This is a genomic window from Saccharothrix sp. DSM 118769, from assembly GCF_052936295.1.
In genome coordinates this window covers 3,978,710-3,992,348 of the sequence record NZ_CP193627.1, presented here as the reverse complement: position 1 = coordinate 3,992,348, position 13,639 = coordinate 3,978,710, and the positions used below count along the sequence as shown (strand labels likewise).

Genomic DNA, 13,639 nt, shown 5'->3' with positions numbered 1-13,639 from the left:
TCACGGCGCGGGGTGGAGTCCTTCGTGCCGGACGGTCCAGTCGGCGGGGAAGCCGGGGCGGGGCGGTGAGCCGTCCCACCCGGCGGCCATCAGGGCCACGGCGGCGAGCAGCCCGCCGTTGCCCGGCAGGTAGGCGGGCAGCAGGTCGCCCTGCCGGTTGTGCCCGTTGGGCAGGTGGTGGTTCTTGGGCGTGTCCATCAGCAGGGCGTCCACCGCCGTGCGCGGTTCGCCGAGCCGGGTCGCGGTCATCGCCACCGCCGGGAAGTCCCAGCCCCACGTACTGCCCCAGTCCCAGTCGGCCAGCACGTCGCGCAGGGTCGCGCGCAGCACCCGGTGGTCGACCAGGCCGGTGTCCGGGACGACGCCGAGCGCGTACAGCACCGACGGGTGGTCGTCGCGCCGCGTCCACGGCGGCGTGCCGACTGCGGCGTACCGGCCGTCGCGCACGACCGGCCGGACCAGGTGGTCGGCCACCGCGGTCCACCGGGGCTCCTCGGGCAGGCCCAGCAGGACCCGCCACCGCTGCGCGACCCGCAGCCCCCACGCCCAGTAGGCCAGTTCGAACGCGGGGTTCGCGGTCGTGGCGCGGTCGCGGTAGTAGGTCTCCTGCGCGGGCACGAGCGGCGGCCCCAGCGCGTGACCGGCGTCGGTGGCGACGGCGAAGTCCGCCATGAACGCCGCCGTCTCCAGCACGCACTCACCGTAGCGCTCCAGCGCGTCCGGGACACCGGCCCGGCGCACCAGCTCGGCGAGGTGGACCGGGTGCGGCTGCTGCCACACCAGGAACGGCCCGATCGGGCTCGGGCTCTCCCGCCCGTCCGGGCCGACCTGCTTGGGCCACCGCGCTCCCCCGCACCCCTGGGCGCGGGCGGTCGCGCGGGCGGCGTCCAGGACGCGCGGGTACCAGTCGAGGCTCCGGGTCAGCAGCTCGGGCCGGCCCCACAGCGGGAAGTGCGCGCCGTGCCACCAGTGCATCTCCAGGTGGAACCGGCCGCGCCAGCTGTTGCACAGCAGCCCGGTCTCGGCGGGCGGCAGGGAGCCCGCGCAGTGCACCGCGGTGAGGTACTGCGACAGCACGACGCGCCGTTGCAGCTCGGGGGCGCGCCCGTCGTCGGAGTCCAGCTCGACCGCGCCGCCGGAGGACCAGAACCGGGGCCACGCGCGTTCGGCCGCCGCCAGCACCTCGGCGAACGGGACCGGTCCCGCGTCGGGTACCCCGGCGCCGAACCCCGCGGTCAGCTCCAGCACCTCCCGGTCGGTGGAGACGACGAACTCGTGCGGTCCGGTCCGCCGCACGGCCGCGCCCGGCGCGTGGACGCGCACCGACAGCCGCGTCCCGTCCAGCTCGCGGTCGACGGCGAACCCGCCCGGCAGCCGGCGGAGCGTGCTGCGGTGCCGGTCGGGGTGGTCCCAGTCGGCGGCGTCGTGCCAGCTCTCCGAGCCGCGGGGGAAGGCGAACCGGACCCCGAGCCGGGCCTGCGCGGGCGAGGCCACCCGGAAGCCGAGCACGTCCCGGTCCGGGTGGCAGCACGTCACCACCCGCACCGGCACGCCAGCCAGCACGACGGCGCTGGTGATGGTCCCGCGCCACAGGTCCAGCCGCTGCCGCGCCCCCTCCAGCCGCCCGGGGTCCGGTGGCGCGCCGTCGACCAGCAGGCCGATCCGGGCCAGGTCGAGCCGGTGCGGGTTGGCCCGCAGCCACTCCTGCCCCGGCGTGGCCGCGTCGAAGTCGGCCAGGTCCACGTACGGCACGGGGCCCCGGGGCGTGTCGTACCGGCGCACGCTGTCGGCGAGGACCGGCGGCGGGGAGGGCGGGGGCGTGCTGTGCCACGCCCACTGGGCCATGGTGCCCAGCAGCGTGCCGCCGCCCACCGGGTGGGCGCGGGGGAAGGTCTGCAACCCGGTCACGTCGACCGTGCAGCACAGCTCCCCGTTGCCCACCGACAGGGGCGAGCGCGGGTCGAGGCCGGTCACCTCGACGGCGTGCCGGTCGACCAGCGCGCGTCGCTCGATCACCCGCGGCTCACCCGCCGATCGCCGCCGCGACCTCGTCGACGAACCGCCGCGCCGCCCCGGGCGGGCCGACCCGGTCGAACAGCACGTCGGAGTGGACGCGCTGGAGGATCTGGAGGGTGTCGGTCGAGCCGACCGGGCCCTGCACCAGCGCCGGGGTGGTCTTGCCGCTCACCTCGTCGATGAACGCGACCTCGGCCTCCTGGTCCTCGGTCAGCGACCCGGCGACGACGTCGCGGATCCGGGGGTTCGCCGGGATGCCCCGGTCGGTGCCGATGGCCGCGCCGGCCGCCGGGTCGCCGACCAGGAACGCGATGAGCTTCGCCGCCTCCCTCGGGTGCTCGCTGCGGGCGTTGACGGTGTAGAGCTGGGACGCCTGCAACCACATGCCCACCTGCTCCCCGGTGGACTCCCCCGGCGCGCGCAGCATCACCAGCGGCGCGCCGGACGAGGTGCGCAGGGCGGTGAGCCGGTTGCTCCAGTCGAACCTCATGCCCGCGAGGCCCCGGCCCACCAGCGTCTGCTCGGGCGCGGACACGGACACCTGCTCGATCGTCACGGTGGCCTGCGGCGTGGTACCCGCGTCGCGCAGCCGGGTCGTCATCCGGAACCAGTCCTCGACGCTGCCGGTGCTGATGCCGACCTTCCCGTCCGCGGTGTAGAGCCCTTCACCGCGCTGCTTGGAGAAGATCTCCAGCGCCTCCGGCGAGGTCGGGTCCTCCACGCCGACCGTGCCCGCCGGCGCGCGGTCGGCGACCTCGCCCGCGATCCGCTCGAAGTCGTCCCACGTCCAGGTGTCGTCGTCGGGCAGCGGCACGCCCGCCGCCCCGAACACCGCCGGGTTGGCCACGACCCCGTAGGTGTTCACTCCGGTCGGCACGCCGTACTGGACGCCGTCGAACCTCCCGTTGGCGACGGCCGCCTGGTCGAGGTCGGCGAGGTTCAGCTCACCGGCCACCCCGGCGAGGTCGAGCAGCGCGCCGCGACCGCCGTACTCGCGCGGGTAGACCCCGCCCATGGTGATCACGTCCGGCGCGTCGCCCGCCGCGACCTGGGTGGCGATCCGGTCGAAGTAGGCGCTGAAGTCGGCGTACTCGCCCTCGACCGCGATGCCGGGGTTCGCGGCCCGGAAGGCGTCGACGGCCTCCTGCGTGGACTGGGCGCGCTGTTCGTTGCCCCACCACGAGAAGCGCAGCTCGACCGGTCCGCCGTCGCCGCCCGACCCGGACCAGCACCCGGACAGGGCCAGCGCCGCGACGCCGACCAAGCACAGCACGGTCCTGCTCATGTCGCTCTCCTCACTTGATGCCCGTGGTCGCGATCCCCTGCGTCAGGTAGCGCTGCCCGGCCAGGAAGAACCCGAAGACCGGGGCCAGGCCGACCACCGACATGGCGAACAGCGGCCCCCAGGAGCTGCGGCCCTGGCCGTCCACGAAGGTGCGCAGCGCCACCGGGACGGTGTGGAGGTCCCGGTCGGTCAGGAAGATCAACTGGCTGAAGAAGTCGTTCCAGGTCCAGATGAACGTGAAGATCGCGGTGGTGGCCAGCGCGGGCGCGCACAGCGGCATGACGATCCGCCAGTAGATCCGCCAGTGGCCGCAGCCGTCGATGCGCGCCGCCTCGTCCAGCTCGGTGGGCAGCGAGCGGATGAACTGCACCATCAGGAAGATGAAGAACGCGTCCGTGGCGAGGAACTTCGGCACGACCAGCGGCAGGTAGGTGTTGATCCAGTCCAGCTGGGAGAACAGCACGTAGCGAGGCACGATCAGCACGTGCACCGGCAGCATGACGGTGACCAGGGTGAGGGCGAACAGCACCCGCTTGCCGCGGAACTCCAAGCGGGCGAACGCGTAGGCCGCCATCGAGCAGGTCAGCAGGTTGCCCACGACCGAGGCCACCGCGATCACCGCCGAGTTCCACAGGTACCGCTGGAACGGCGCGCCCAGGGCCGTCCAGCCCTCGGCGTAGTTGTCGAGCGTGAACCCGGTGGGCCACAACGACGGGTCGCGGAAGAGGGTGTCGGTCGGCTTGAAGGAGCTGGAGAGCAGCCACAGCAGCGGGTAGACCATGACCAGGCCGAGCACGACCAGCAGGGCGTGCCGCAGCGGGGCGGGCATCCGGCGTTCCCCGGGCATCCCGCGCTCCCCGGGTGGTTGGCGTTCTCCGGGTGGTTGGTCAGTCACCGTAGAACACCCAACGCCTGGCCAGCAGGAAGTTGAGCGCGGTGAGCGCCGCGACGATCAGCAGCAGGAGCCAGGCCAACGCCGAGGCGTAGCCCATCTGGAACGAGCCGAAGCCGCGTTCGTAGAGGTAGAGCGTGAAGAACAACGTCCGGTCCGACGGCCCGCCCGTGCCGCCGCTCACCACGAACGCCTGGGTGAAGTTCTGGAAGGCGTCGATGAGCTGGAGGACCAGGTTGAAGAAGGTGACCGGGGTGAGCAGCGGCAGCGTGATGTGCCGGAACCGGGCCCAGCGCCCCGCGCCGTCCACGGTGGCCGCCTCGTAGTGCGCCACCGGGATCTGCCGCAGACCGGCCAGGAAGATCACCATGGGCGCGCCGAACGTCCACACGTTGAGCACGACCAGCGTGCCCAGCGCCCAGTCCGGGTGCGAGACCCAGCCGACGCCGCGCACGCCGACCAGCGCGAGCAGGTCGTTGACCAGGCCGTCGGTGCCGAACATCTGCCGCCACAGGATCGCGACCGACACGCTGCCCGCGAGCAGCGACGGCAGGTAGTAGACCGAGCGGTAGAACGCCAGGCCGCGCACGCCGCGGTCGAGCAGCAGGGCCAGCGCCAGGGCCGCCGCGAGCTGGAGCGGCACGGAGACGAAGACGTACCGGAACGTGACGCCGAGCGAGGTGAGGAGCCGGTCGTCGCCGAGCATCCGGGCGTAGTTGTCCAGGCCGGTCCACCGCGGGGGCCGCAGCAGCGAGTAGTCCGTGAACGACAGGTACAGCGAGGCGAGGACCGGGCCGAGGGTGATCGTGACCATGCCGACGAGCCACGGCGCCAGGAACAGGTACGCGGCCCTGCCGTCGCGGCGGCGCAGGGCTCCGGCGCGCCCGGGGGTCCTCGCCACACGACCTCCTCGGCGTCGTCGGGGCGTTCGGGAAACCGCTTGCCCGATTTCCTGTCTACCATCCGGGGAGCACCACCCCGAACAGCTTCGAGAACTTGCGAAAACCCCCGAATTCCTTGCGGGAGACGAGATGGCGGACCTTTCACCGATTCGGGTCGACGGCGACCGGCTGGTCGACGGCTCCGGCGGCGCGGTGCTGCTCACCGGTTACGGGCTCGGCGGGTGGATGAACATGGAGAACTTCATCACCGGGTTCCCGAGCACGGAGTCGTTGCAGCGCAAGGCACTGCGCCGCGCGTTGGGCGAGGAGGGGTACCGGCGGTTCTTCGACCGGTTCCTGGACGTGTTCTTCGGCGAGGACGACGCCCGGTTCCTCGCCTCGCTGGGGCTCAACGCGCTGCGCGTGCCGTTGAACTACCGGCACTTCGAGTCCGACGACCGCCCGTTCGAGATCATCGAGGAGGGGTTCGCACCGCTGGACCGGTTGATCGACCGGTGTGCCGAGCAGGGGATCTACACGATCCTGGACCTGCACGCCCTGCCCGGCTGCCAGAACCAGCACTGGCACAGCGACAACCCCACGCACTGGGCGCAGTTCTGGGCGCACCGCCACTTCCAGGACCGGGTCGTGCACCTGTGGGAGGTGATCGCCGACCGCTACGCCGACCGGCCGGAGGTGGCGGGCTACAACCCGGTCAACGAGCCGGCCGACGCCTCGGGCGAGGTGATCGGCCCGTTCTACCGGCGGCTGGAGCGGGCGATCCGCGCGGTGGACCCGCGGCACGTGCTGTTCCTCGACGGCAACCGCTACTCCACCGACTTCTCCGTGTTCGACGAGCCATTCGCGAACTCGGTGCACAGCGCGCACGACTACGCGCTGCCGGGCATCGCGCGCGACGGCCGCTACCCCGGCGTAACGCGCGGCGAGCACTTCGACCGGGGCGCGCTGGAGCGGGCGTTCCTGCGGCGCACCGAGTTCATGCGGCGCACCGGGACGCCCGTGTGGATCGGCGAGTTCGGGCCGGTCTTCACCGGTGACGCCGAGGTCGACGCGGAGCGGTGCGCGTTGCTGCGCGACCAGCTCGACCTGTACCACGAGAACGGCGCGAGCTGGAGCCTGTGGACGTACAAGGACATCGGGGTCCAGGGCCTGGTGCGCACCCGGCCGGACTGCGGCTACCTGCGGCGGATCGCGCCGGTGCTGGCGAAGAAGGCGCGGCTGGGCGCGGACGCGTGGGGCGGTGACGACCGGGGCGTGCGGCACGTGCTCGACCCGGTGGAGGAGCTGTTCGAGCGCGAGTTCCCGGACTTCGACCCGTTCCCCTGGGGCCGCCGCCCCTGGCTGACCACGCTGGTGCGCAACATCCTGCTGGCCGAACCCCTGGTCGGCGAGTTCGGCCGCTGCTTCACCGGCGTGTCACCGGAGGAGGCCGAGTCCCTGGCCGACGACTTCGCCTTCGCCAACTGCCTCCCCCGCACCCCCCTGACCACCCTCCTCCACTCCCGCCCCTGACCGCGAGTCATGCGCTCGCGACCCGCGAGTCATGCGCTCGCGACCCTCGTGTCATGCGCTCGGAGAGAGCCGAATGTCGGACTCATGGGTCATGAGCGCATGACTCGCCGGTCATGAGCGCATGACTCGCGGGTCAGGCCCACGGGTCGACGGGGAGGACGTCGGTGCTGCGGCCGTCCGGGGTCAGCAGGCAGCCCATCCGCTTGACCGCGCGCAGCTCGATGGTGCGGTCGGTCACGACCAGGGTCGGGAAGCGCGTGGACAGCTGCTCCTCGAACCGCTGGCTGTCGGCCAACGAGCGCAGCCACAGGCTGATCACGAGGTTGTCCGCTCCCGTCACGGCCGCGCACATGCGGACCTCCGGCAGCGTCGCGAGCCCCTCCACCGCGGCACGCAGCTCGTGCGGCGGCACGCGGGTCCAGAAGCTCGCCGACACCGGCCACCCGGTGACGGGTTGCGCGGTCTCGCAGCGGAACGACAGGGTGCCCTCCCGCACGGCCCGGGCCAGTCGCCTGCGCGCGGTGGAGGCGCTGGTGCCGGTGCGCTCGGCGAGGTCGGCGACGCTGCACCGCCCGTCCGGGGCGAGTGCCAGGAGCAGGTCGCGGTCGGCGTCGGCCAGGACGCCCGCGGTGGGCGGTGGGCGGTGCAGGCCGGCGCGCTGCCCGCCGGTCAGCGAGTCGAACTGCCACGCGCCGCCCTCGGTGACCATGCGCGTCACCAGGTGCGTCCGGGTGGCGCGGACCCCGGTCAGGCCCAGCACCAGCGCGGACAGCGCCGCGAGGGTCGGCGTGAGGACGGTCAGGTACAGGTCGCGGCCGCTGCTGGCGATCGTCACGGACGCGATCTGCGGCACCCGGACCAGCTCGGCGATCACCCGTTCACGGGTCGCCGGCTCGCAGTCGACCTCGACGAACGCGAGGCAGCGGTGCCTCGCCCAGCCGGTCAGGCGCGGGTAGGCGACCACCCGGACCACCCCGGCCGCGGCCAGGCGGTTCCAGCGGCGGGCGGCCGTGGCCGGGTTGACGTCGAGCGCCGCGCCGATCTCGGCCCACGAGGCGCGCGGGGCGAGCTGGACGACGTTGACCAGGGCCCGGTCGGTCTCGTCGAGGCCGACGTCGAGGTCGGGCACGGAGGTGGCGGCGGGAGCCGCTGTGACCCGATCCTGCACCGGAGGCCCCTCACGTGGCGGTTTCGGGGGATTCCGGGCTCAGCGTAGACCCGATCCCCGACAGTCGGGGCATGGACGCGAACCGCGAGAACCCGCGAACCACCCGCACCGCCGGCTGGGCCGGCCTGACCGTCGCCGGCCTCGGCGCACCCGTCTACGCCCTGTGCACCGCCCTGGTCGAGCCCGGCACCGGGCTGCTCGGCCTCGTCGGCGACCTCGCCACGCTGTGGGGGCTGGGCGCGCAGGCCGCCCTCGTCCTGCTCGGGCTCGCCGCGCTGCTCGCCCTGGAGGCGGCGCTGACCAGGGGCTTCACCTCGGCCAACCGCTGGGCGGTGGTGCCGCCGGGAGCGGCGGCGGCCCTGGTCGCCGCACCGCTGCTCGTGCTCGTCGCCGTCGCCTGCCTCGCGCTGGTGCTCGTGCTCGCGCTGCTCTCCGGGGATGGCGGGGGCGACGGCGGCCACCCGGTCGGGGAGTTGTGAGCCGTGGCGGCGGGGTCCGTTCGGGGGCGGACCCCGCCGTCGGTGGGCGGCTCAGCTCACGGCGGGGCCGGACTTGTCGCTGGCCGCCATGTCCTTGAGGAACTCGTGGCACTGCTTGGCGCGCGCCGAGTCCTCCTCCATCACGCGCCGGAAGAAGTCGGCGATGTCCTGCCGACCGGCGTTCTCGGCGTCGCGGACGTACTGGCCGTAGTCGTGCCCGGCCTTGAGCGAGTGGTACTGCACGGAGATGAGGTCGTAGCTGACGTCGTCGAAACCGGTCTCACCGGTGGCCATCGTTCCTCCTCGGTGTCTCACCCGGACTGCGGTGTCCCTTGGCGTGCTCCTGTTACCCCGTCCGCCGCCGCTCAACCTCACCCGACGGGATTGCGTCCGGACGGGTGTCGCGCGCACGGCCGGGGGTCCCTCTACTGTGGACGCGGTGATCAGCATCCAGGAGCGCCTCTATCCCGACCTGCCCTGCTTCGGCTGCGGCCACGGCAACCCGAAGGGGCTGCGGCTGCGCAGCTACCCGGGCGACGACGGCGTGGTGACCGCCGCGTTCACGCCCTGGCCGGAGCACGACAACGGGCTCGGTTTCCTCAACGGCGGTGTGGTCTGCACCGTCCTGGACTGCCACAGCGCGGCGGCGGTCGTGCTGGAGGCCGAGCGGCGGGGGTGGCCTCCCCTGCCGGGGGCGGCGTTGCCCTACGTGACGGCCGGGTTGGACGTGCGCTACCTGCGGCCGTCGCCGCTGCACGAGCCGGTGGAGCTGCGGGCGGTGGTGCGGGAGGCGTCCGAGGCGCAGATGACCGTGGACGTCTCGCTGGTGTGGGACGGCAAGCCGCGGGCCGAGGCGACCGCCCTGTGGAAGCGGTGGCGGCCCCGGCCCGCGAGCTGAACGGTCCCGGCGACTGGACGGCACCGGCTGGGCGGCACCGGGTCGAGGGGGTGCTACGGGGTGCGGCCGGGCAGTGTCCTGGTGAGGAAGTCGCGGACGAGGGGGACCACCTCGGTGAGGTTGGTCTCCAGCGCCCAGTGCCCGCCCTCCAGCAGGTGCAGCTCGGCGTCGGGCAGGTCGCGCAGGTAGGCGCGGGCGGCGCCCTCGGGCATGTAGCCGTCCTCCGGTCCCCACACGATGAGCGTGGGCGGCCGGTGCTCGCGCAGGTACGCCTGCTCGTCGGCGAACCAGTCGAGGGTGCACGCCTGGTCGGCGATCAGGTTGACGAGGTTGGCGCGCCGCTCGGGCGTGGTCAGGGACCAGTGCAGGTGCCACAGGTCGGGGCTGACCCGGGCGGCGAGGTGGTCGGCGACCTCGCCGACGAACTCGTCGCGGAACCCGTCCTCGGTCACGTTGGCGGCCAGCTCCTCGCGGCCCTCCTCGGTGGGGTTGGCCCAGTACTCCTTGAGCGGCTTGTACTTGGGGCCGTGCTGGTCCTCGTAGATGTCGCCGTTCTGGATGATCAGCGCGGTGACGCGCTCGGGGGCCGACATGGCCAGGCGCAGGCCGAACTGGGTGCCGTAGTCGTGCAGCCAGATGGCGTAGCGGTCCAGGCCGAGGGTCTCGGTGAAGCGGCGCAGGAAGTCGGAGTAGCCGGCGAAGGTGTAGGGGAAGTCGTCGGGGGTGGCGCTGTAGCCGAAGCCCGGGTAGTCCGGGGCGATCAGCCGCCACCGGTCGCCGAGGGCGGGCATGAGGTTGCGGAACTGGAAGGACGAGCAGGGGTACCCGTGCGGCAGCAGCACCACCGGCGCGTCGGCGGGTCCGGCTTCGCGGACGAAGGTCTCGATGCCGTCGACGTCGAGGGTGCGGTGCGTGACGGTGGCCGGCTCGTGCGACGAAGTCATGCTTCGGGGTTTCGCACCACGAGCTGATCAAACACCTACCGTTCGGGCGAATTCCCACGCCGGTGTGATCACGCACCGCAACATCGACTGGTCACGTGGTGCTGAACACCTCGTCGCGCAGGGCCGATTCGCCCTCCACGACCTCCGCCGGTCCCGCCGCCCGGGACACCACGGACGTGGCCGCGCGCAGCAGCACGCGGGCGATCATCGGGTCGATCGCGCCGGCCAGGTGCGGGACGCCGGTGCGGAACGACACCCGGTGCACGACCCGGCTGCCGCCGTCGGTCGACCGGACCTCCCAGGTGCCGCCGAAGTCCACGAAGTCGCCCTCGACCTGCTCGAACCGCAGGGTGCGGGCGTCGACGTCGACCTCGGTGCGCTGGGTCCAGCGCGCCACCCCGCCCCGGAAGCGCAGGGCGTAGCGGTGCTCGCCCCCGGCGAGGACCTCGACCGATTCGAGGTCGTCCGCCGTCTCGGCGAAGCGCTCCTGGCGCCGCAGGACGGCGAACACCTCGTCCGGGGTCCTGGGGGTGGACAGGACCACGCTGTGCTCGTTCATCGGCTTCCTCCGCGCGTCACGTTGACGCCCTGCAGGTGGGACGTCCTCAGCATCAGGTAGTTGGCCTCGCCGAAGACCCCTCCGGTCAGGCCGGTGCCGCCGTGCGTCGGCAGGAACGGCCGGAACGCCGAGTGGGAGTCGTTGACGTTCACCACTCCCCCGTTGGTCACGCCGGTGGCGATCCGGTCGACCAGCCGGTCGTCGCGCACCCAGAACGAGTTGCGCAGGCCGTAGGCGTTGTCGTTGACGAACCGCAGCACCTCGTCGAACAGGGCGTCGTCGGAGGCGGCCTCCGCGGCGTCGGGCACGACGACGGGCAGCAGCGGGGAGAAGGTCTCCTCGCGCACGGCGGGCGTCTCGCGGGCGGCGCGCAGGCCGTCGACCCGCAGCACGGTGGGTTCCACGAACAGGCCGGTGTCCGACGGCGTGCCGTCCACCTCCAGGCGGCGCCCGCCGTGCAGCAGCCGCGCGCCCCGGCCGAGGGCGTCGGCGACGTTGGCGAAGTGCGCGCGGGCCATGAGCACGGGGGTGAGCACCACGCCGGGCTCGTCGGGGTAGCCGGGGCGGGTGTCGGCGGCGATCGCGACCAGGCGGGACAGCAGCTCGTCGGCGACGGCCGGGTGGGCGATGACGTGGTTGGGGATGTTGCAGATCTGGCCGGACTGCCGGAAGTTCTCGGTGATGGAGCGGGCGGCGGCGTCGAGGTCGGCGTCGGCCCACACCACCACGCAGTCGTTGCCCGCCAGCTCCAGCACGGGTTTCTTGCCCGCGGCCACGGCGGCGCGCTCGAACTCCAGGCCCTTGGCGCTGCCGCCGACGTAGACGACGTCGTCGACGTGCGGGCTCTCCAGCCACAGGTCGGTCATCGGCGGCCCGCACAGGACGTTGAACACCCCGGCGGGCGCGCCGGCCTCCTCCAGCACGGGGATGACGACCTCGCGCAGGGCGTGCGTGGTGGCCAGCGGCACGCCGCGCGGCGCGCGCACCACCACGGCGTTGCCCGCGAGCAGCGCGGACGCGCCGAACAGCGCGTTGGGCGTGGAGGCGTTCTGCGGCGGGTTGACGCACACCACGCCGTCGGGCACGCGGCGGACGGTGGCGTACCCGGAGCCGTGGTGCTTGGTGGTCTCCATCTGGGTGGCGCACCAGTGCAGCGTCTCGCTGCTGAAGTCGGCGCGCCAGTACTCGTCCAGGGTGGGTCCGGCCAGGTCGACGGGCTGCCCCTCGGCGACGAGCAGGTCCACGAGGTCGTCGCGCTTCTCGCGCAGCCGCTCCCCGATGCGCAGGCCGAGCGCCACCCGCTCGTGCAGCGGGACGCGCGCCCACTCCGGCGCGGCGCGCGCGGCCGACTCCAGCGCGTACCGGGCCATCCGGTCGTCGGCCAGCGCGCAGCCGCCGGCGACGGACGGGCCCGCGGAACGGGGGTCGACCCGGCCCGCGTCGAGGTCCCGCTTGAGGGCCTGCGCGGCGATGGTGTCCTCCAGCACCGCGCGGGCGGCGACGGTGTGCACGTAGCGGCCCTCGGGGTGCTCGACGTCCTTGCCGTCGATGTAGGCCGGGTACATCAGCAGGTCGTTGGTCATGTCCTCACCTCTCGCGCGGCGGCGTCCACCGCGACGGCGCCCATCGCGGCCGCGGCGATCGTCGCCGCCTGGTTGCGGATCTCCGGGACGGCGGTGCTCTCGAACAGCTCACCCCGCCGCAGCGCGCCGAGGGTGAAGATGCGGCGGGGCGCGCCGCGCCGGTCGAGCACCCGGCCGTCGCCGCCGGTCGCCACGCCCAGGCCCACCGGGTCGGGGCGGGCGGTGCCGCCGGCCACCAGGTCGTGCAGCAGCGGGTCGCCGACGTCCTGCCGGAACCCGGTGGTGTTGACCAGCCACCCGACGCGCAGCGACCGCGTGCCGCCGGGGGTGGCCAGGTCGACGTCGAACCCGTCGTCGACCTCGCGCACGCGGGCGACCCGGCCCCGGTGCACGTGCAGCCGGCCGGCGCCGACCAGCGCCCGGACCCGCCGGTGGGTGGCGGGCGCGGCGCGGTGGCGGTGCACGTCCCAGTACCTGTTGACGCGGTCCAGGAAGCGCCGCCGGTCGTCCACGTCGAGCTGCTGCCACAGCCGGGGCGCGTGCGGGCGCATCCGGTCGACGAACTCGCGCCAGCGGTCCGGGTCGGCCTTGACGCAGCGCCGCGCGAAGCCCAGCAGGTCGCCGAGCGAGGCGATCCGGTCGGGCGGCTCGGGCACCCGACCGGCGGGCGCGCGGCCCGCCCGGTGGGCGCGGGGCAGCAGGCCGTGCCGCGACACGGCGTGCACGACCGCGTCCGGGTGGGCGCGGGTGACCGTCGTGGCCAGGTCCATCATGGACAGCCCGGTGCCGATGACCAGGACCGGCGAGCCGTCGGTGGCGGCGAGCGGCCCGGCCCACGGGTCGCGCACGTAGCGCGGCGACCCGGTGGGCAGCACGGCGGCCAGCGGGTCGCCGCCGCCGACGCCGGGGGCCAGCACGGCGAGGTCCGCCCGCACCGGGCCGCGCCGGGCCAGCTCGACGGTGACGCCGCGCTCGTCGGCCGACAGGCCGGTCGCGGTGTCGGCGACCCGGTCGACCACCGCCGCGCGGCCGGCGCGCCGCTCCTCGGCCAGCAGCGCCTCGACGAGGTAGCGGCCGTAGTCCCCGCGCGGCAGGAACGTCGTGCCGTCGGCGTCGCGGCCGCGGTCCCGGCTCCAGCGCACGAAGTGGTCGGGGTCGTCGGCGAGGGCGCTCATCTTCCCGGCGGGGGTGTTGAGCAGGTGGTCCGGGTCGGCCGTGCGGTAGGCCCGGCCGGGGCCGAACTCGCCGCTGCGGTCGACCAGGACCAGCTCCAGCCGCGCGCCGCCGGGGGTGCCACCCCCGGCGGCGTCGGCGGCGGCGCGCAGCAGGTGGATCGCCGCCAGCGCCCCGCTGGCGCCGACGCCGACGACGACCACCTTCATGCTGTCGGCCATGCCGCGA

At 73.8% G+C, this 13,639-nt stretch carries 13 protein-coding genes; 3 read left to right on the top strand and 10 right to left on the bottom strand.

Annotated features, from left to right (window positions below):
• The 4 genes from ACRAKJ_RS17405 to ACRAKJ_RS17390 are packed head-to-tail and all read right to left on the bottom strand — an operon-like array spanning position 1 to position 5,094.
• Positions 1–2,016, bottom strand: a complete 2,016-nt coding sequence (locus tag ACRAKJ_RS17405) for a hypothetical protein (RefSeq protein ID WP_438919703.1) — start codon at positions 2,014–2,016, stop codon at positions 1–3.
• A gap of 7 nt (positions 2,017–2,023) precedes the next feature.
• On the bottom strand, positions 2,024–3,301 hold the full coding sequence (locus ACRAKJ_RS17400; RefSeq protein ID WP_438919702.1) for an extracellular solute-binding protein: 1,278 nt from the start codon (positions 3,299–3,301) through the stop codon (positions 2,024–2,026).
• A gap of 10 nt (positions 3,302–3,311) precedes the next feature.
• Positions 3,312–4,148 (bottom strand): ABC transporter permease subunit, encoded by an 837-nt coding sequence (locus ACRAKJ_RS17395; protein ID WP_438919701.1) that lies wholly within the window; start codon positions 4,146–4,148, stop codon positions 3,312–3,314.
• 40 nt (positions 4,149–4,188) lie between these two features.
• The gene (locus ACRAKJ_RS17390) at positions 4,189–5,094 is read right to left on the bottom strand and encodes an ABC transporter permease subunit (protein ID WP_438919700.1); all 906 of its coding nucleotides are present in this window, start codon (positions 5,092–5,094) and stop codon (positions 4,189–4,191) included.
• A gap of 130 nt (positions 5,095–5,224) precedes the next feature.
• Between ACRAKJ_RS17390 and ACRAKJ_RS17385 the strand changes: the two genes are divergently transcribed.
• A complete protein-coding gene (locus tag ACRAKJ_RS17385; RefSeq protein WP_438919699.1) occupies positions 5,225–6,607 on the top strand; it encodes a cellulase family glycosylhydrolase in 1,383 nt (460 codons plus the stop codon).
• A 133-nt stretch (positions 6,608–6,740) separates the two neighbouring features.
• Here the strand turns inward: ACRAKJ_RS17385 and ACRAKJ_RS17380 are convergent, their stop codons facing one another.
• Complete coding sequence (locus ACRAKJ_RS17380) at positions 6,741–7,775, bottom strand: AsnC family transcriptional regulator (RefSeq protein ID WP_438919698.1); 1,035 nt, start codon at positions 7,773–7,775, stop codon at positions 6,741–6,743.
• A gap of 71 nt (positions 7,776–7,846) precedes the next feature.
• Here ACRAKJ_RS17380 and ACRAKJ_RS17375 point away from each other — a divergent pair, with 71 nt between their 5' ends.
• Positions 7,847–8,254, top strand: a complete 408-nt coding sequence (locus ACRAKJ_RS17375) for a hypothetical protein (protein WP_438919697.1) — start codon at positions 7,847–7,849, stop codon at positions 8,252–8,254.
• 51 nt (positions 8,255–8,305) lie between these two features.
• Here the strand turns inward: ACRAKJ_RS17375 and ACRAKJ_RS17370 are convergent, their stop codons facing one another.
• Positions 8,306–8,548, bottom strand: coding sequence for an acyl carrier protein (locus tag ACRAKJ_RS17370; protein WP_438919696.1), 243 nt, complete (start codon positions 8,546–8,548; stop codon positions 8,306–8,308).
• A gap of 145 nt (positions 8,549–8,693) precedes the next feature.
• Here ACRAKJ_RS17370 and ACRAKJ_RS17365 point away from each other — a divergent pair, with 145 nt between their 5' ends.
• Positions 8,694–9,152, top strand: coding sequence for a hotdog domain-containing protein (locus tag ACRAKJ_RS17365; protein WP_438919695.1), 459 nt, complete (start codon positions 8,694–8,696; stop codon positions 9,150–9,152).
• A gap of 53 nt (positions 9,153–9,205) precedes the next feature.
• On the opposite strand, the gene ACRAKJ_RS17360 is transcribed toward ACRAKJ_RS17365, so the two are convergent.
• The 4 genes from ACRAKJ_RS17360 to ACRAKJ_RS17345 form a co-directional block, all read right to left on the bottom strand.
• Entirely contained in the window at positions 9,206–10,096 is an 891-nt protein-coding gene (locus ACRAKJ_RS17360) for an alpha/beta fold hydrolase (protein WP_438919694.1), read from the bottom strand.
• A 91-nt stretch (positions 10,097–10,187) separates the two neighbouring features.
• Positions 10,188–10,655 (bottom strand): SRPBCC family protein, encoded by a 468-nt coding sequence (locus ACRAKJ_RS17355; RefSeq protein WP_438919693.1) that lies wholly within the window; start codon positions 10,653–10,655, stop codon positions 10,188–10,190.
• Positions 10,652–12,238, bottom strand: a complete 1,587-nt coding sequence (locus tag ACRAKJ_RS17350; protein ID WP_438919692.1) for an aldehyde dehydrogenase family protein — start codon at positions 12,236–12,238, stop codon at positions 10,652–10,654. Before ACRAKJ_RS17350 ends, ACRAKJ_RS17355 begins: the two co-directional genes overlap by 4 nt.
• Positions 12,235–13,632 (bottom strand): FAD/NAD(P)-binding protein, encoded by a 1,398-nt coding sequence (locus ACRAKJ_RS17345; RefSeq protein ID WP_438919691.1) that lies wholly within the window; start codon positions 13,630–13,632, stop codon positions 12,235–12,237. The genes ACRAKJ_RS17350 and ACRAKJ_RS17345 overlap by 4 nt, the downstream gene beginning before the upstream one ends.
• Positions 13,633–13,639 lie beyond the last annotated feature (7 nt).